Origin of the sequence: Brevundimonas sp. (genome assembly GCF_035935935.1) — a bacterium.
Taxonomy (GTDB): domain Bacteria; phylum Pseudomonadota; class Alphaproteobacteria; order Caulobacterales; family Caulobacteraceae; genus Brevundimonas.
In genome coordinates this window covers 124,683-138,517 of record NZ_DASYWO010000012.1, presented here as the reverse complement: position 1 = coordinate 138,517, position 13,835 = coordinate 124,683, and the positions used below count along the sequence as shown (strand labels likewise).

25 protein-coding genes and 1 pseudogene are annotated in these 13,835 nt (G+C 67.9%); 24 read left to right on the top strand and 2 right to left on the bottom strand.

Annotated elements, in window-relative coordinates:
* Nucleotides 1-160, top strand: a pseudogene (gene tuf, locus VGR32_RS12955) (elongation factor Tu); the annotation flags it as partial.
* 70 nt (nucleotides 161-230) lie between these two features.
* On the opposite strand, the gene VGR32_RS12950 reads toward tuf, so the two are convergent.
* Nucleotides 231-392: a hypothetical protein gene (locus tag VGR32_RS12950; RefSeq protein ID WP_327451299.1), complete on the bottom strand. Its 162-nt coding sequence runs from the start codon at nucleotides 390-392 to the stop codon at nucleotides 231-233.
* A gap of 141 nt (nucleotides 393-533) precedes the next feature.
* Here VGR32_RS12950 and VGR32_RS12945 point away from each other — a divergent pair, with 141 nt between their 5' ends.
* From VGR32_RS12945 to VGR32_RS12935, 3 genes are all read left to right on the top strand, one after another.
* A complete protein-coding gene (locus tag VGR32_RS12945) occupies nucleotides 534-1,676 on the top strand; it encodes a GNAT family N-acetyltransferase (RefSeq protein ID WP_327451297.1) in 1,143 nt (380 codons plus the stop codon).
* A 3-nt stretch (nucleotides 1,677-1,679) separates the two neighbouring features.
* Complete coding sequence (locus tag VGR32_RS12940) at nucleotides 1,680-2,579, top strand: transcriptional regulator (protein WP_327451295.1); 900 nt, start codon at nucleotides 1,680-1,682, stop codon at nucleotides 2,577-2,579.
* A 97-nt stretch (nucleotides 2,580-2,676) separates the two neighbouring features.
* Nucleotides 2,677-3,561: a GIN domain-containing protein gene (locus VGR32_RS12935; protein ID WP_327451293.1), complete on the top strand. Its 885-nt coding sequence runs from the start codon at nucleotides 2,677-2,679 to the stop codon at nucleotides 3,559-3,561.
* A gap of 76 nt (nucleotides 3,562-3,637) precedes the next feature.
* Here VGR32_RS12935 and VGR32_RS12930 read toward each other — a convergent pair whose 3' ends face one another.
* Nucleotides 3,638-4,372: a porin gene (locus VGR32_RS12930; RefSeq protein ID WP_327451291.1), complete on the bottom strand. Its 735-nt coding sequence runs from the start codon at nucleotides 4,370-4,372 to the stop codon at nucleotides 3,638-3,640.
* A 492-nt stretch (nucleotides 4,373-4,864) separates the two neighbouring features.
* Between VGR32_RS12930 and rpsJ the strand changes: the two genes are divergently transcribed.
* Genes rpsJ through rpmD form a run of 20 tightly spaced genes read left to right on the top strand, consistent with a single transcriptional unit; the run spans nucleotide 4,865 to nucleotide 13,752 of the window.
* Nucleotides 4,865-5,170 (top strand): 30S ribosomal protein S10, encoded by a 306-nt coding sequence (rpsJ, locus tag VGR32_RS12925; RefSeq protein ID WP_003164367.1) that lies wholly within the window; start codon nucleotides 4,865-4,867, stop codon nucleotides 5,168-5,170.
* A 19-nt stretch (nucleotides 5,171-5,189) separates the two neighbouring features.
* Nucleotides 5,190-5,954 (top strand): 50S ribosomal protein L3, encoded by a 765-nt coding sequence (rplC, locus tag VGR32_RS12920; RefSeq protein ID WP_327451289.1) that lies wholly within the window; start codon nucleotides 5,190-5,192, stop codon nucleotides 5,952-5,954.
* Complete coding sequence (gene rplD, locus VGR32_RS12915) at nucleotides 5,954-6,592, top strand: 50S ribosomal protein L4 (protein ID WP_327451287.1); 639 nt, start codon at nucleotides 5,954-5,956, stop codon at nucleotides 6,590-6,592. Before rplC ends, rplD begins: the two co-directional genes overlap by 1 nt.
* Complete coding sequence (locus VGR32_RS12910; protein ID WP_327451285.1) at nucleotides 6,592-6,897, top strand: 50S ribosomal protein L23; 306 nt, start codon at nucleotides 6,592-6,594, stop codon at nucleotides 6,895-6,897. The genes rplD and VGR32_RS12910 overlap by 1 nt, the downstream gene beginning before the upstream one ends.
* Nucleotides 6,898-6,901: 4 nt before the next feature.
* On the top strand, nucleotides 6,902-7,738 hold the full coding sequence (gene rplB / locus VGR32_RS12905; protein ID WP_125256856.1) for a 50S ribosomal protein L2: 837 nt from the start codon (nucleotides 6,902-6,904) through the stop codon (nucleotides 7,736-7,738).
* 3 nt (nucleotides 7,739-7,741) lie between these two features.
* Nucleotides 7,742-8,020, top strand: a complete 279-nt coding sequence (rpsS, locus tag VGR32_RS12900) for a 30S ribosomal protein S19 (RefSeq protein ID WP_327451282.1) — start codon at nucleotides 7,742-7,744, stop codon at nucleotides 8,018-8,020.
* 3 nt (nucleotides 8,021-8,023) lie between these two features.
* Nucleotides 8,024-8,404, top strand: a complete 381-nt coding sequence (gene rplV / locus VGR32_RS12895) for a 50S ribosomal protein L22 (RefSeq protein ID WP_056615236.1) — start codon at nucleotides 8,024-8,026, stop codon at nucleotides 8,402-8,404.
* Nucleotides 8,404-9,156 (top strand): 30S ribosomal protein S3, encoded by a 753-nt coding sequence (gene rpsC / locus VGR32_RS12890; protein ID WP_125256859.1) that lies wholly within the window; start codon nucleotides 8,404-8,406, stop codon nucleotides 9,154-9,156. The genes rplV and rpsC overlap by 1 nt, the downstream gene beginning before the upstream one ends.
* Before the next feature lie 3 nt (nucleotides 9,157-9,159).
* Nucleotides 9,160-9,600: a 50S ribosomal protein L16 gene (gene rplP, locus VGR32_RS12885; protein WP_327451279.1), complete on the top strand. Its 441-nt coding sequence runs from the start codon at nucleotides 9,160-9,162 to the stop codon at nucleotides 9,598-9,600.
* Nucleotides 9,600-9,797 carry a 50S ribosomal protein L29 gene (rpmC, locus tag VGR32_RS12880; RefSeq protein WP_327451277.1) on the top strand — a complete coding sequence of 66 codons (198 nt, stop codon included), beginning with the start codon at nucleotides 9,600-9,602 and terminating at the stop codon, nucleotides 9,795-9,797. Before rplP ends, rpmC begins: the two co-directional genes overlap by 1 nt.
* Nucleotides 9,798-9,807: 10 nt before the next feature.
* Nucleotides 9,808-10,050 (top strand): 30S ribosomal protein S17, encoded by a 243-nt coding sequence (gene rpsQ, locus VGR32_RS12875; RefSeq protein ID WP_125256862.1) that lies wholly within the window; start codon nucleotides 9,808-9,810, stop codon nucleotides 10,048-10,050.
* A gap of 18 nt (nucleotides 10,051-10,068) precedes the next feature.
* Nucleotides 10,069-10,437 carry a 50S ribosomal protein L14 gene (gene rplN, locus VGR32_RS12870; protein WP_125256863.1) on the top strand — a complete coding sequence of 123 codons (369 nt, stop codon included), beginning with the start codon at nucleotides 10,069-10,071 and terminating at the stop codon, nucleotides 10,435-10,437.
* Nucleotides 10,438-10,439: 2 nt separating this feature from the next.
* Nucleotides 10,440-10,748 (top strand): 50S ribosomal protein L24, encoded by a 309-nt coding sequence (rplX, locus tag VGR32_RS12865; RefSeq protein WP_125256864.1) that lies wholly within the window; start codon nucleotides 10,440-10,442, stop codon nucleotides 10,746-10,748.
* The gene (gene rplE / locus VGR32_RS12860) at nucleotides 10,748-11,305 is read left to right on the top strand and encodes a 50S ribosomal protein L5 (protein WP_327451268.1); all 558 of its coding nucleotides are present in this window, start codon (nucleotides 10,748-10,750) and stop codon (nucleotides 11,303-11,305) included. The genes rplX and rplE overlap by 1 nt, the downstream gene beginning before the upstream one ends.
* Nucleotides 11,306-11,324: 19 nt before the next feature.
* Nucleotides 11,325-11,630: a 30S ribosomal protein S14 gene (gene rpsN, locus VGR32_RS12855; RefSeq protein ID WP_327451266.1), complete on the top strand. Its 306-nt coding sequence runs from the start codon at nucleotides 11,325-11,327 to the stop codon at nucleotides 11,628-11,630.
* A gap of 16 nt (nucleotides 11,631-11,646) precedes the next feature.
* Nucleotides 11,647-12,045, top strand: a complete 399-nt coding sequence (gene rpsH / locus VGR32_RS12850) for a 30S ribosomal protein S8 (protein ID WP_125256867.1) — start codon at nucleotides 11,647-11,649, stop codon at nucleotides 12,043-12,045.
* A gap of 1 nt (nucleotide 12,046) precedes the next feature.
* Nucleotides 12,047-12,580 (top strand): 50S ribosomal protein L6, encoded by a 534-nt coding sequence (gene rplF, locus VGR32_RS12845; protein ID WP_327451263.1) that lies wholly within the window; start codon nucleotides 12,047-12,049, stop codon nucleotides 12,578-12,580.
* A gap of 3 nt (nucleotides 12,581-12,583) precedes the next feature.
* On the top strand, nucleotides 12,584-12,940 hold the full coding sequence (gene rplR, locus VGR32_RS12840; protein ID WP_327451261.1) for a 50S ribosomal protein L18: 357 nt from the start codon (nucleotides 12,584-12,586) through the stop codon (nucleotides 12,938-12,940).
* Between the two features lie 12 nt (nucleotides 12,941-12,952).
* Nucleotides 12,953-13,555, top strand: coding sequence for a 30S ribosomal protein S5 (gene rpsE, locus VGR32_RS12835; protein WP_327451259.1), 603 nt, complete (start codon nucleotides 12,953-12,955; stop codon nucleotides 13,553-13,555).
* Nucleotides 13,556-13,557: 2 nt separating this feature from the next.
* Entirely contained in the window at nucleotides 13,558-13,752 is a 195-nt protein-coding gene (gene rpmD / locus VGR32_RS12830) for a 50S ribosomal protein L30 (protein ID WP_327451257.1), read from the top strand.
* Nucleotides 13,753-13,835: the final 83 nt, after the last annotated feature.

Sequence of the window (13,835 nt, the reverse complement as noted above, 5' to 3'; positions counted from 1 at the left end):
GCACCTGAAGGAAGGCGTGGAGATGATCATGCCCGGCGACAACGCCGAGCTGACCGTCGAGCTGATCACCCCGATCGCCATGGAAGAGAAGCTGCGCTTCGCCATCCGCGAAGGCGGCCGCACCGTCGGCGCCGGCGTGGTGTCCAAGATCATCGCGTAAGCGACGATCACAGGACCGAGACTGGAAAGGCCCCGGGAGCGATCCCGGGGCCTTTCTGCTGCCGGAGCAGTCAGTCGTTGGGCTTGCCGGTGGCGGGGTCGGTGGCGGTTTGGCCGCTGTTCGACGAGCCTTCCGAGCCCGCCGGTTCCTGCGCCGGATGGGGCGGCTCGCCCTCGCGGACGGGCTTTTCCTGTTCGTATTCGCTCTGTCGGCCGGGCTGGCGGGCGGTCATGACGGTCTCCACGGGTTCGCCACGGCAACGCCCGGCCGCGTCGGCAGGTTTCGTTCACCATCCCGCTAAACCGCGCCGCAACGGGCGCGGGGGCAGGATGCGGGACGGCCCGACGTGCATGCGGGCGGACGGAGCCCGACCATGACCCTTGCGGTCGACCTGATCTCGCCGGAGGAACTGGACGCGTCGCTGGTCGAGGCGTGGCGCGCCATGGTCGATGCCGACCCAGACCTGGTCTCGCCCTATTTCCAGCCGGAGTTCACGCAGGTGGCGGGCGCCGTCACGCCCGGCGCGAGGGTGGCGCTGTTCCGGCGCGGCGGCCGGGTGATCGGCTTCTTCCCGCACCAGCGCCGCGGCGGATCGATCCAGCCGCTGGCCGCGCCGCTGAACGACTACCACGGCGTGATCGTCCAGGCCGGTGAGACGATCGGTCTGGAGCAGGTGGCCGACCTGCTGAAGGCGCCGCGGCTGAGCGTCGGCGGCTGGGTGGGGCCGGCGAACGGCGGAGAACGCCGCGCGACGGTGCAGGCGGCCTTGCCGGACGGTTACGACGCTTGGTACGCCGAACGCCGCGCGACCTTCGGCAAATATTTCAAGGACAAGGAGCGCGCCCGGCGCAGCCTCGAGACCGAACTGGGCCCGATCCGGGTGGAGCGCGGCCTGACTGATCCGACCCTGCTGGACCAGCTGATCGACCTGAAACGCGAGCAGTACCGCCGCACGGGTCGGCACGACGTCTTCGCCTGCGGCTGGACCCGCGACGTGTTGCACGCCCTGACGCGGGATCACCACGGCCGCTTCGGCGCCTCGATGGCGGCCCTGTGGGGCGGCGACCGGCTGGCGGCGCTGGAGATCTCGCTGCACGCCACGGACCAGTACCATTTCTGGTTTCCGGTCTACGACCCGGCGGTCGCCCGCTGCTCGCCCGGCATCCTGCTGAGCATGGACACCATGCGGCTGGCCTCGGCCGACGGCTTCCGGGTGTTCGACTACGGATTTCAGGGCGAGAGCTACAAGAAATACTTCTGCAACGCCGAGCGCCGGATCGTCGAGGCCGTGATCGAGCGGCCCGGACTGGCCCGCAGCGCCGGCCGTGCCGCCGTCGGCCTGCTGAACGCCACAGGCGGGGGTCGTGGCGACCGGATCGGCGCCAGCGTGCGCCGCCGCTGGGCGGCGATCGAGGCCTGCGAGGTCACGCCCTCCGCCCGCCTGAGGGGCGCCCTGTCGGCCGTGGGCGCCGCGGCCGCCAAACTGTCCCCGTCACCCGCCGCCGCGAGGGCCTGAGCCATGACCACCCGCTACGCCGGCCCGATCCGTGAGGCCGCCGTCCACGCCCACACCCTGAACGCACAAGGCTTCGCCGAGGACGTCTGGCTGGCGGCCCTGCTGGATCGCTGCCCGGCCGATCTGTTCGACATCAATCTCTACGACTACGACGACGAGGGTCAGGTGTCGCTGCGGACCGGCGCGCGCGGACGCCTGTCGGGGGCCGAGCTGCTGGAGGCGATCAAGGCGGGGCGGCTGTGGGTCAACATCCGCTCGGCGCAGGAGGCCGCGCCCGACCTGTGGGACGCGGCCATGGCCGAGTTCGCCCGCATCCAGAAGTCCTATCCGGGCATGAGGGCGGTCACCAACGCCGGGCAGCTGATCCTGTCGTCGCCCAAGGCGCGCGTGCCCTATCACTTCGACCCGGCGGGGGTGGTGTTGTTCCATCTGCGGGGCCGCAAGCGGATCTTCGTCTATCCCGGCGACGAGGCGCACCTGCCGGAGCGCTGCATGGAGCAGGTCGTGGCGCGCCAGACGACCGAGGAGCTGCCCTACGTCCGCGCGTTCGAGGGTGACGCCACAGTGATCGATCTGGATCCAGGGCAGGCCCTGACCTGGCCCCTCTATGCGCCGCACCGGGTGGAGAACCTGGACCGGTTCTGCGTCAGCCTGTCGATGGACTTCCAGACCTGGCCGTCACGGTGGCGCAACGGCGCGCTCTACACCAACGCGGTTCTGCGCAGCCGAGGGGCGCGTCCCCGTCCCACCGACGTCATGCAGACGCCCGAGCTGGCGGCGCGGTGGGCGGCGTCGTTGGCGCTGAAGCGGGTCGGGGGCCTGAAGAGCCGGCTGAACGACTTCCAGCGCGATTTCGAGCCGGAACTGGGCGTCGCGGACGGCGCGCGGGCCCTGAACGCCTGACCTTCCTTACGGGGAGGTCATGACCTCGATTTAAAGTGACCCGCGACTGGCGGGGGCGCACCCTCAGGCATCAGATCCTGCAGAGGGGAGCCCCGCCATGAAGACCATTCTCGCCGTTTCCGCCGCCGCGCTCGCCGTGGCCGCCGCCTTGCCCGCCGCGGCGCAGGAGGTGGAGATCAAGGACGCCGTCGCCCGCGTGGTGGTGATCGTCGAGGACCGCGCCGACGTCGCCGTGTCGGTGGAGGCCGGCCGCGCCGACCTGCCCGCGCTGCGCGTGCGCAAGGAGGGCGACACGACGGTCGTCGAGGGCGGGCTTTCGGAGCGCCGCTTCATGATGCGGCACAGCCGCATTCGCGACTGCCGTTCGGGCCCCTCCGGCGGAACACAGCCGGGACAGGGCGCCAGCGTCGACGTGCGCGGCTTGGGACGGGTCAATCTTTCGGACGCGCCGCTGATCATCGTGCGGGCTCCGCGCGACGTGAAGGTGGCGGCCGGCGGCGGCGTCTATGGCACGGTCGGGCAGGGCGCGCGCGAGGTCGATCTGTCGATCGGCGGCTGCGGCGACTGGACGGTGCCGAACGTGACCGGCGACGTGCGGCTGAACATCGGCGGTTCCGGCTCCGCGGTACTGGGCAACAGCCGCGAGCTGGAAATCAACATCGGCGGGTCCGGCGAGGTGCGCGGCGGAACGACCGGCGGCTTCGAGGTGAACATCGGCGGGTCCGGCGACGTGATCCTTGCCGGCGCGACCGGCGGCCGCGGCGAGGTCAACATCGGCGGCTCGGGCGACGTGGCCGTGCGCGGCGGCCGGCTGGCCGATCTGGGCGTCAACATCGCCGGTTCCGGCGACGTGGCCTTCGACGGTACCGTCGGCGATCTGGACGTCTCGATCATGGGCGGCGGCGACGTGCGCGTGGCCGAGGTGACCGGCAGGACGCAGCGGAACATCATGGGCGGGGGGGAAGTCACCGTCGGCCGCTGACTCCCACACGACCCGACATGAAAAAGCCCCGGCGGATCGCTCCGCCGGGGCTTCGTCTTTCAGGCGATCCGGACGCTTACAGCGCGCCCAGCAGGCCCAGCACGCCCGAGCCGGGCAGGGCGGCGCCGGCGCGGTCGCGCGTCTGGAAGCCGCCGCCGAAGCTGTAGCGCAGGCCCAGCGACCAGGTGTCGACGTCCAGGTCCTCGATGTCCGAGTGCGCGTAGCCCGCGGTCACCGAGAAGGGTGTCGCGCCCAGCTGGTACTCGGCGCCGGCCGAGTAGGTCACGCCGTCCGCGTCCGCGTCGTCGATGGTGACGTAGCCCAGACCCGCGTTCAGGCGCAGGGCCGGCGTGACGTAGAAGGCGGCGTCGGCGCCGGCGGACCAGATGTCCAGGTCGGCGTCGTCGGCGGTGCTGTAGGCGACCACGCCCGTCAGGGTGGCGCCGCCCAGGTACTTCTGAACCTCGACGCCGGCGTTCAGGACGGTCTCGTCAGCCACGTCGGCCGCGCCGACGAAGCCGCCGACGCGCAGGTCGCCGCCGATCATGGTGGTCAGGTGGACGTTGCCCGACGGGACGGTCTCGTCTTCCGTGTCGGCGACGGTGCCGGCCAGGGTGACGGTCCAGGCGCCGAAGGCCGGCATGGCGACCGAGCCGTCCAGGGCCCAGGCGTCGCTGTCGGCTTCGAAGCCGCCCAGCTCCAGCTGGCTGTCGGAGTAGGTCACGCCGACCGAGCCGACGGCGTCCTGGGCGAAGGCCGGGGCGGCGACGAAGGCGGCGACGGCGGCGGTGGCGAAGAAGATCGACTTCATTTTCTTATGTCCATTCTCGTTGGCGCGGCCAATCGACCGCGAGGCGTCGGCCTAGCCCGCGTTGGGGAAGCGTCGCCATTACAAGGGGTTCACAAAAGCGTCGCCTTGCGCCGCTGTGGCGGCCAGGACACGCATTGTGGCGTAGATGCGACGACACGCGGGCGACAAGTGGGGCGAAATGCTTTCGCTTCGGTCATGTTCCGTCGGTGCAGGCTGAATCGCCCTCGGACGCTTGACCAAATCGGAATCGATCGTCATAAGCCCGCACTCTTGTTGGACCGGCTGTGCACCCCCGGGTGCAGACGCGGCCCGCAGGAACGCCTCAAGACCCTGTTCTTTGCAGCACTCTTGGGTTCATTCGGCCTCGCGGGCGACCGTGCAGGCCGATCGTTTTTGCGGATTGCGTACCCTGAGGGCTTCGGCCCGAAGGCTTCGGTCTTTGAAATGGTTCACAGGGACGCGGTCCACCGACCGCTTGGGATAAGCACCGATATGGATCAAAGCATCCGCATCAGGCTCAAGGCCTTCGATCACCGCGTCCTCGACTTTTCGACGCGCGAGATCGTCAACACCGCCAAGCGCACGGGCGCGACCGTTCGTGGTCCGATCCCGCTGCCGACCCTGATCGAGAAGTTCACCGTGAACCGTTCGCCGCACGTCGACAAGAAGTCGCGCGAGCAGTTCGAAATCCGCACGCACAAGCGCGTGCTCGACATCGTCGACCCCACCCCGCAGACCGTGGACGCGCTGATGAAGCTCGACCTGTCCGCCGGCGTGGACGTCGAGATCAAGATCTAAGAAGAGAAGGCGGGATCCGATGCGCACGGGCGTGATCGCCAAGAAGCTGGGCATGACCCGCGTGTTCGCCGAAGACGGCGCGCACGTTCCGGTCACTGTGCTTCAACTCGACGGCTGCCAGGTCGTCGGCCAGCGCACTCAGGAGCGGGACGGCTACGTCGCCCTGCAGCTGGGCGCCGGCACGAAGAAGGCCAAGAACACCAACAAGGCCCAGCGCGAGACCTTCGCCAAGGCCGAGGTGGAGCCGAAGGCTTACGTCACCGAGTTCCGCGTCGACGCGGACGGCCTGCTGGACGTGGGCGCCGAGTTCACCGCCGATCACTTCGTGGTCGGCCAGAAGGTGGACGTCCAGGCGCCGACCGTCGGCAAGGGCTTCGCCGGCGCCATGAAGCGCTGGAACTTCGGCGGTCTGCGCGCCACGCACGGCGTCTCGGTCTCGCACCGTTCGCACGGTTCGACCGGCAACCGTCAGGATCCGGGCCGCACCTTCCCGGGCAAGAAGATGGCCGGTCATCTGGGTCAGGAGATCGTCTCCATCCAGAACCTGACCGTCGTCCGCATCGACAGCGAGCGCGGCCTGATCCTGGTCAAGGGCGCCGTGCCGGGCCACGACGGCACCTACGTCAAGGTCCGCGACGCAATCAAGAAGGCCCGTCCGGCCGACGCCCCGTTCCCGGGCGGCATCAAGTCGAAGTCGGCCCCGGCCGCCGCCGAGCAGCCCGCCGAGACCCCGGCGGAAGAGACCGCTCCGGCCGCCGAAGCCGTTGAAGGCGGTGAAGCGTAATGAAACTTTCGGTCATCAAACTGGACGGCAAGGCCTCGGGCGACGTCGAACTGTCGGACGCCGTGTTCGGCATCACCGACATCCGCGGCGACCTGCTGGCTCGCTACGTCAACTGGCAGCTGGCCAAGCGCCGCGCCGGCACCCACAAGGTCCAGACCCGGAACGAGAACTCTCGCACCGGCAAGAAGATGTACAAGCAGAAGGGCACCGGCGGCGCCCGTCACGGTTCGCGCCGTGCGCCGCAGTTCGTCGGCGGCTCGCGCGCGTTCGGCCCGGTCGTTCGCGACCACGGCTTCTCGCTGCCGAAGAAGGTCCGCGCCCTGGCCCTACGTCACGCCCTGTCGTCCAAGGTCGTTTCGGGCGATCTGGTCGTCGTGGACTCGGTGGACGTCAAGGAAGCCAAGACCGCCGCGCTGCGTGAGCAGTTCGGCAAGCTGGGCTGGACCAAGACCCTGATCATCGCGGGCCCGGAAGTGAACGAGAACTTCGGTCTGGCCGCCCGCAACATCCCGCACGTGGACGTGCTGCCGAACGCCGGCCTGAACGTCTACGACATCCTGCGGGCCGACAAGCTGGTGCTGACCAAGGCCGCCGTCGACGCGATCGAGGCCCGCTTCGCCAAGAAGGAGGCCGCGTGATGGCCGGCGCGCAACCCACCGCCAAGCACTACGACACCATCCTGGCTCCGGTGATCACCGAGAAGGCCACGATCCTGTCGGAACAGAACAAGGTCGTCTTCCGCGTCGCGGACAAGGCGACCAAGGACGAGATCGCCGCGGCGGTCGAAAGCCTGTTCAAGGTCAACGTCGTCAAGGTCAACACCCTCGTCCAGAAGGGCAAGACCAAGCGGTTCCGGGGCATCCAGGGACGTCGCGTCGACATCAAGAAAGCGATCGTGACGCTGGCCGCCGGCCAGTCGATCGACGTCACCACGGGGCTCTGATCCGATGGCGCTGAAGACTTACAACCCGACGTCGCCGGGCCGCCGCGCCCTGGTGCTGGTCGACCGCTCGGAACTCCACAAGGGCCGTCCCGAGAAGTCGCTGGTCGAGGGCCTGACCAAGTCGGGCGGCCGCGGCCAGGGCGGCCGCATCGCCGTCCGCTTCCGCGGCGGCGGCGCCAAGACGCTGTATCGCAAGATCGACTTCAAGCGTCGCAAGTTCGACGCGGTCGGCACGGTCGAGCGTCTGGAGTACGACCCGAACCGCACCGCCTTCATCGCCCTGGTGACCTACGCCGACGGCGAGAAGACCTACATCATCGCGCCGCAACGCCTGAAGGCGGGCGACACGGTGGTCGCGGGCGAGAAGGTCGACGTCAAGCCGGGCAACGCCATGCCGCTGCGCTCGATGCCGGTCGGCACGATCATCCACAACATCGAGATGAAGCCGGGCAAGGGCGCCCAGCTGGCCCGTTCGGCCGGCGCCTACGCCCAGCTGGTCGGCCGCGACGCCGGTTACGCTCAGATCCGTCTGGGTTCGGGCGAGCTGCGCATGGTTCTGGACGGCTGCATGGCCACGGTGGGCGCGGTGTCGAACCCCGACCACATGAACCAGAACCTGGGCAAGGCCGGCCGCGTCCGTCACATGGGCTTCCGTCCGCACGTCCGCGGCGTGGCCATGAACCCGATCGACCACCCGCACGGCGGTGGTGAAGGCCGGACCTCGGGCGGCCGCACGCCGGTCACGCCCTGGGGCAAGGACACCAAGGGCACCCGCACCCGCAAGAACAAGGCGACGGACAAGTTCATCATCCGCAGCCGCCACGCTAAGAAGGCTCGCTAAGACATGGCCCGCTCCTCCTGGAAAGGCCCGTTCGTCGACGGGTATCTGCTCAAGAAGGCCGACGCCGTTTCCTCGGCTGGCCGCAAGGACGTGATCAAGACCTGGTCGCGCCGCTCCACCATCCTGCCGCAGTTCGTCGGCCTGACGTTCGGCGTCCACAACGGCCAGAAGCACGTGCCGGTGTCGGTCTCCGAAGAGATGGTCGGCATGAAGTTCGGCGAGTTCGCCCCGACCCGGAACTTCCCGGGTCACGCGGCGGACAAGAAGGCCAAGAGGAAGTAACCGATGGCCCAGACCAAGAACGAACGTCGGGTCGCCCCGACTGAAGCCCGCGCCAAGCTGGTGAACGTCCGGATCAGCCCGCAGAAGCTGAATCTGGTCGCCCAGTCGATCCGCGGCCTGCCGGTCCAGAAGGCGCTGAACGAGCTGGAATTCAGCCGCAAGCGCATCGCGACCGACGTGCGCAAGGTGCTCTACAGCGCCGTGTCGAACGCGGAGAACAACCACAACCTCGACATCGACAACCTCGTCGTCGCCGAGGCCTTCGTGGGCAAGAACCTGGTGATGAAGCGTTTCGCGAGCCGCGCTCGTGGTCGCTCGTCGCGCATCCTGAAACCTTTCGCGGAGATCACCATCGTGGTCCGCGAAGCCGGTGAGGCCGCCTGATGGGTCAGAAAGTCAATCCGATCGGTCTGCGCCTCGGCGTCAACCGCACCTGGGACAGCCGCTGGTTCGCCGGCGGCCAGGAATACGCCAAGCTGCTGCACCAAGACCTGAAGCTGCGCGAGTGGCTGAAGGAGCGCCTGTCGGCCGCCGGCGTGTCGCGCATCATCATCGAGCGCCCGCACAAGAAGTGCCGCGTCACGATCTACGCCGCCCGTCCGGGCGTCGTGATCGGCAAGAAGGGCGCCGACATCGAGAAGCTGCGCAAGGACATCGCGGCCCAGACCGAAGGCGAGGTTCACCTGAACATCGTCGAGGTCCGCAAGCCGGAAGTCGACGCCCAGCTGGTCGCCGAGAACATCGCCCAGCAGCTGGAGCGCCGCGTGGCCTTCCGCCGCGCCATGAAGCGCGCCATGCAGTCGGCCATGCGCCTGGGCGCCAAGGGCATCCGGATGAACGTGTCCGGCCGTCTGGGCGGCGCGGAAATCGCCCGTATGGAGTGGTACCGCGAAGGCCGCGTGCCGCTGCACACCCTGCGCGCCGACATCGACTACGGCTTCTACGAGGCCAAGACGACCTACGGCATCATCGGCGTGAAGGTCTGGGTGTTCAAAGGCGAGGTGCTGGAGCACGACCCGATGGCCCAGGACAAGCGTTGGGCCCAGGAAGCCTCGGGTCCCTCGTCGAACGAAGGCCGCGAGCGCGGCCCCCGTGGCGACCGCGGTCCGCGTCGCGATCGCGGGCGTGAGGGCTAAGTCATGCTGCAACCGAAGAAGACCAAGTTCCGCAAGGCCTTCAAAGGCCGCATCCACGGCTCGGCCAAGGGCGGCTTCTCGCTGAACTTCGGCTCGTACGGGCTGAAGACGCTGGAGCCGGAACGCATCACCGCGCGTCAGATCGAGGCGGCCCGCCGCGCGATCACCCGCCAGATGAAGCGTCAGGGCCGCGTCTGGATCCGCGTGTTCCCCGACCTGCCGGTGACCGGCAAGCCGGCGGAAGTCCGGATGGGCAAGGGCAAGGGCGCCGTGGACCACTGGGCCGCGCGCTGCCACCCGGGCCGCATCCTGTTCGAAATCGACGGCGTGCCGGACGACATCGCCCGTGAGGCGCTGCGCCTGGGCGCCGCCAAGCTGCCGGTCCGCACCAAGGTGGTCACCCGCCTCGACGCCGGCGTCGCTCATGTGGAGGCCGCCGCCTGATGGCCAAGATCGCCGATCTCCGGTCGCAAACCGTCGACCAGCTGTCCGACGAGCTGCTGAAGCTCAAGAAGGAGCAGTTCAACCTGCGCTTCCAGGCCGCCACCGGCCAGATGGAAAAGACCCACCGGGTCTCGGAAGTGCGCAAGGACATCGCCCGCATCTCCACGCTGCTGCGTGAGAAGCGCGTGAACGCGTAAGGAAACGAAGATGCCGAAGCGAATTCTCGAAGGCGTGGTCGTCTCCGACAAGGGCGACAAGACCGTCGTCGTCAAGGTCGAGCGCACCCTGCTGCACCCGGTCCTGAAAAAGACCGTCCGCCGTTCCAAGAAGTATCACGCCCACGACGAGTCCAACGCGCTGAAGGTCGGCGACGTGGCCCGCATCGTCGAGTGCGCCCCGAAGTCCAAGCTGAAGACGTGGGAAGTCCTGTCCCCGGCTTCGGCCTCGTAACCGGAAGGATCTGATCCAATGATCCAGATGCAAACTAACCTGGACGTGGCCGACAATTCGGGCGCTCGCCGGGTCATGTGCATCAAGGTGCTGGGCGGCTCGAAGCGCCGCTACGCCTCGATCGGCGACACCATCGTCGCCTCCGTGAAGGAAGCCATCCCGCGCGGCCGTGTGAAGAAGGGCGACGTCGTGCGCGCCATCGTCGTGCGCACCGCCAAGGACATCAACCGCAAGGACGGTTCGGTGATCCGCTTCGACAAGTCCGCCGCCGTGATCGTCAACAAGCAGAACGAGCCGGTCGGCACCCGCATCTTCGGCCCGGTTCCGCGCGAGCTGCGCGCCAAGAACCACATGAAGATCATCTCGCTGGCCCCGGAGGTCCTGTAACCATGGCCGCCAAGATCAAGAAGGGCGACAACGTCGTCGTGCTGACCGGCAAGGACAAGGGCCGCACCGGCCAGGTCCTGAAGGTGCTGCCGTCCGAGAACCGCGTCGTGGTTCAGGGCGTCAACATGGTCCAGCGCCACACCCGCCCCACCCAGGCCGACCCGCAGGGCGGCATCAAGAACAAGGAAGCCTCGCTTCACCTGTCGAACGTCGCGATCGCCGACGCTTCGGGCAAGGCGACGCGCGTGGGCTTCCGCATGGACGGCGACAAGAAGGTTCGCTTCGCCAAGACGACGGGAGACGTCATCTGATGGCCGACGCCAAGTACACCCCCCGGCTGAAGTCCGAATACGTGGCCCGCATCCGCGCCGCCATGAAGGAAAAGTTCGGCTACTCCAACGAGATGCAGATCCCCAAGCTGGACAAGATCGTCCTGAACATGGGCATCGGCGAAGCCGTGGCCGACTCCAAGAAGGCGACCGCCGCCCTCAAGGACCTGACCATGATCGCCGGCCAGAAGGCCGTGCCGACCAAGGCCCGCAACTCCATCGCCGGCTTCAAGCTGCGCGAGGGCATGGTCGTGGGCGGCAAGGTCACGCTGCGCGGCGATCAGATGTACGAGTTCCTGGACCGCTTCATCACGATCGCCCTGCCGCGCGTGAAGGACTTCCGCGGCCTGAAGGGCACCTCGTTCGACGGTCGCGGCAACTACGCCACCGGTCTGAAGGAGCACATCGTGTTCCCGGAGATCAACTACGACCAGATCGACCAGATGTGGGGCATGGACATCATCGTCTGCACCACGGCCAAGACCGATGAGGAAGCCAAGGCTCTCCTCACCGAGTTCAAGTTCCCGTTCGTGAACTGATCGGGAAGGAAAGAGCACAATGGCTAAGAAGAGCGCCGTAAACCGCAACAACTCCGTCAAGGAACTGGTTGCGAAGTATGCCGCGAAGCGCGCCGCCCTGAAGGCGATCGCGAACGACGAATCCCTGCCGCTGGAGGAGCGCTTCGACGCGCGCCTGAAGCTGGCCGCCCTGCCGCGCAATTCGGCTCCGACCCGGATCCGCAATCGCTGCGAGGTGACGGGCCGTCCGCGCGCCTACTACCGCAAGCTGAAGATGAGCCGGATCGCGCTGCGCGAGCTGGGCAACAAGGGCCAGATCCCCGGCCTGACGAAGTCGAGCTGGTAAGGGGAGAGACCAAGTCATGATGATCAACGATCCCCTGAGCGACATGATCGCCCGCATCAAGAACGCCGCGACCCGCAAGCGTTCCAAGGTGCTGACCCCCGCTTCGCGTCTGCGCCAGCGCGTCCTCGACGTGCTGCAGGACGAGGGCTACATCCGCGGCTACTCCCTGGTTCAGAACCCGGGCGAGTTCCCCCAGTTCGAGATCGAGCTGAAGTACTTCGACGGCCAGCCGGTGATCGCCGAGATCGCCCGCGTGTCGAAGCCGGGCCGCCGCGTCTATTCCGCCATTTCGGATCTGAAGCCGATCAAGAACGGCCTCGGTATCTCGATCCTTTCGACTTCGAAGGGCGTCATGTCCGACGCCGCCGCCCGCGACGCCAACGTCGGCGGCGAAGTCCTCTGCAGGGTCTACTAAGATGTCCCGTATCGGCAAGAAAACCATCGCCGTGCCGAAGGGCGTGACCGTCACGCTCGACGGCCAGACCGTCACCGTCAAGGGACCGAAGGGCGAGCGCGCCTGGAGCGTCGCCGACGAGATCGAGGTCACCCAGGGCGACGACGGCCTGTCGCTGTCGCCGCGCTCGGACACGCCGCGCGCCCGCGCCATGTGGGGCCTATCGCGCACCCTGGTGGACAACATGGTCGTCGGCGTCACCGACGGCTTCGAAAAGACCCTGGAGCTGGTCGGCGTGGGTTACCGCGCGGCCATGAAGGGCAACGCCCTGTCGCTGCAGCTGGGCTTCAGCCACGAGGTCGACGTGCCCGCTCCGGCCGGCATCACCTTCGCGGTGCCGAAGCAGACCGAGATCAAGATCTCGGGCGCCGACAAGCAGGCCGTGGGTCAGGTCGCCGCGGTCATCCGCAAGCTGCGTCCGCCGGAGCCCTACAAGGGCAAGGGCGTCCGCTACGCCGGCGAGACCGTGCGTCGCAAGGAAGGCAAGAAGAAGTAAGTCATGGCTCTCTCTCTTCAACAGCAAGCCAAGCGCCGCGCCGAGCGCACCCGTCGCCGCCTGAAGGCCGTGGCCAACGGCCGTCTGCGTCTGTCGGTCCACCGGTCGGACAAGAATATCTCGGCCCAGGTCATCGACGACGCCCAAGGCGTCACGATCGCAGCCGCCTCGTCGCTGGAAGGCGGCAAGGGCTCCAAGGGCTCGGACGTCGCGGCCGCCGCCAAGATCGGCAAACTGATCGCCGAACGCGCCATCGAGAAGGGCGTCAAGGACGTCGTCTTCGACCGGGGCGGTTACATTTATCATGGACGGGTGAAGGCGCTGGCGGATGCCGCGCGTGAAGCCGGCCTGAACTTCTAAGGGACGAGAAGCATGGCTCGTGAACCCAACCGCGGCGGCGGCGACCGCAACCGCCGCGACAACCGCAACGGCCCGGCCGTCGATGAAGCCGACTCGGACATCGTCGAGAAGCTGGTGCACATCAACCGCGTCGCCGCCACCGTGAAGGGCGGGCGGCGGTTCTCGTTCGCGGCCCTGATGGTCGTCGGCGACGGCAAGGGTCGCGTCGGCTTCGGTCACGGCAAGGCGCGCGAAGTGCCGGAAGCCATCCGCAAGGCGACCGAAGAAGCCAAGAAGACCATGATCAAGGTTCCGCTGCGCGAGAACCGTACCCTGCACCACGACGGCTCGGGCCGTTGGGGCGCCGGCAAGATCATGATGCGTGCGGCCCCTCCGGGAACCGGCGTCATCGCCGGCGGTCCGATGCGCGCCGTGCTGGAAACGCTGGGCGTGCAGGACGTGGTGGGCAAGTCGACCGGTTCGTCGAACCCCTACAACATGATCCGCGCCACCTTCGAGGCGCTGAAGGTCCAGTCGTCGCCGCGCATGGTCGCCTCCAAGCGCGGCAAGAAGGTCTCCGACCTGATGGGCCGCCGCAACGACGGCGCCTCGGCGCCGGAAGCCGTGGAGTCCTGAGCATGGCCAAGCAAGACGCCAAGACCGTCACCGTCCGCCAGACCGGGAGTCCCATCCGCCGCAAGTCGGACCAGCGGGCCACCCTGGTCGGCCTGGGCCTGAACCGCGTCGGCCGCGAGGCCACCCTGGAGGACACCCCTTCGGTGCGCGGCATGATCGCCAAGGTCGCCCACATGGTCGAAGTGGTCGAGAAGTAAGCGCTTCCGCAACTTGCGGAGACGGGGAGGGCCGCCTATAGGCGGCCCTTCGATTTTTCAAAGCCGAGTCCGGATCCCGTCCG

What these genes read in the sequence shown, in the direction of transcription:
- VGR32_RS12930 (WP_327451291.1), bottom strand. Translation starts at nt 4,372, where the DNA reads ATGAAGTCGATCTTCTTCGCCACCGCCGCCGTCGCCGCCTTCGTCGCC.
- rplD (WP_327451287.1), top strand. Translation starts at nt 5,954, where the DNA reads ATGAAACTTTCGGTCATCAAACTGGACGGCAAGGCCTCGGGCGACGTC.
- rplR (WP_327451261.1), top strand. Translation starts at nt 12,584, where the DNA reads ATGGCTCTCTCTCTTCAACAGCAAGCCAAGCGCCGCGCCGAGCGCACC.
- rplE (WP_327451268.1), top strand. Translation starts at nt 10,748, where the DNA reads ATGGCCGACGCCAAGTACACCCCCCGGCTGAAGTCCGAATACGTGGCC.
- rpsH (WP_125256867.1), top strand. Translation starts at nt 11,647, where the DNA reads ATGATGATCAACGATCCCCTGAGCGACATGATCGCCCGCATCAAGAAC.
- rpsN (WP_327451266.1), top strand. Translation starts at nt 11,325, where the DNA reads ATGGCTAAGAAGAGCGCCGTAAACCGCAACAACTCCGTCAAGGAACTG.
- rplN (WP_125256863.1), top strand. Translation starts at nt 10,069, where the DNA reads ATGATCCAGATGCAAACTAACCTGGACGTGGCCGACAATTCGGGCGCT.
- rplX (WP_125256864.1), top strand. Translation starts at nt 10,440, where the DNA reads ATGGCCGCCAAGATCAAGAAGGGCGACAACGTCGTCGTGCTGACCGGC.
- rpsQ (WP_125256862.1), top strand. Translation starts at nt 9,808, where the DNA reads ATGCCGAAGCGAATTCTCGAAGGCGTGGTCGTCTCCGACAAGGGCGAC.
- rpsC (WP_125256859.1), top strand. Translation starts at nt 8,404, where the DNA reads ATGGGTCAGAAAGTCAATCCGATCGGTCTGCGCCTCGGCGTCAACCGC.
- rpmC (WP_327451277.1), top strand. Translation starts at nt 9,600, where the DNA reads ATGGCCAAGATCGCCGATCTCCGGTCGCAAACCGTCGACCAGCTGTCC.
- rpsS (WP_327451282.1), top strand. Translation starts at nt 7,742, where the DNA reads ATGGCCCGCTCCTCCTGGAAAGGCCCGTTCGTCGACGGGTATCTGCTC.
- rpsJ (WP_003164367.1), top strand. Translation starts at nt 4,865, where the DNA reads ATGGATCAAAGCATCCGCATCAGGCTCAAGGCCTTCGATCACCGCGTC.
- rplF (WP_327451263.1), top strand. Translation starts at nt 12,047, where the DNA reads ATGTCCCGTATCGGCAAGAAAACCATCGCCGTGCCGAAGGGCGTGACC.
- VGR32_RS12950 (WP_327451299.1), bottom strand. Translation starts at nt 392, where the DNA reads ATGACCGCCCGCCAGCCCGGCCGACAGAGCGAATACGAACAGGAAAAG.
- rpsE (WP_327451259.1), top strand. Translation starts at nt 12,953, where the DNA reads ATGGCTCGTGAACCCAACCGCGGCGGCGGCGACCGCAACCGCCGCGAC.
- rplP (WP_327451279.1), top strand. Translation starts at nt 9,160, where the DNA reads ATGCTGCAACCGAAGAAGACCAAGTTCCGCAAGGCCTTCAAAGGCCGC.
- VGR32_RS12940 (WP_327451295.1), top strand. Translation starts at nt 1,680, where the DNA reads ATGACCACCCGCTACGCCGGCCCGATCCGTGAGGCCGCCGTCCACGCC.
- VGR32_RS12945 (WP_327451297.1), top strand. Translation starts at nt 534, where the DNA reads ATGACCCTTGCGGTCGACCTGATCTCGCCGGAGGAACTGGACGCGTCG.
- VGR32_RS12935 (WP_327451293.1), top strand. Translation starts at nt 2,677, where the DNA reads ATGAAGACCATTCTCGCCGTTTCCGCCGCCGCGCTCGCCGTGGCCGCC.
- VGR32_RS12910 (WP_327451285.1), top strand. Translation starts at nt 6,592, where the DNA reads ATGGCCGGCGCGCAACCCACCGCCAAGCACTACGACACCATCCTGGCT.
- rplC (WP_327451289.1), top strand. Translation starts at nt 5,190, where the DNA reads ATGCGCACGGGCGTGATCGCCAAGAAGCTGGGCATGACCCGCGTGTTC.
- rplB (WP_125256856.1), top strand. Translation starts at nt 6,902, where the DNA reads ATGGCGCTGAAGACTTACAACCCGACGTCGCCGGGCCGCCGCGCCCTG.
- rpmD (WP_327451257.1), top strand. Translation starts at nt 13,558, where the DNA reads ATGGCCAAGCAAGACGCCAAGACCGTCACCGTCCGCCAGACCGGGAGT.
- rplV (WP_056615236.1), top strand. Translation starts at nt 8,024, where the DNA reads ATGGCCCAGACCAAGAACGAACGTCGGGTCGCCCCGACTGAAGCCCGC.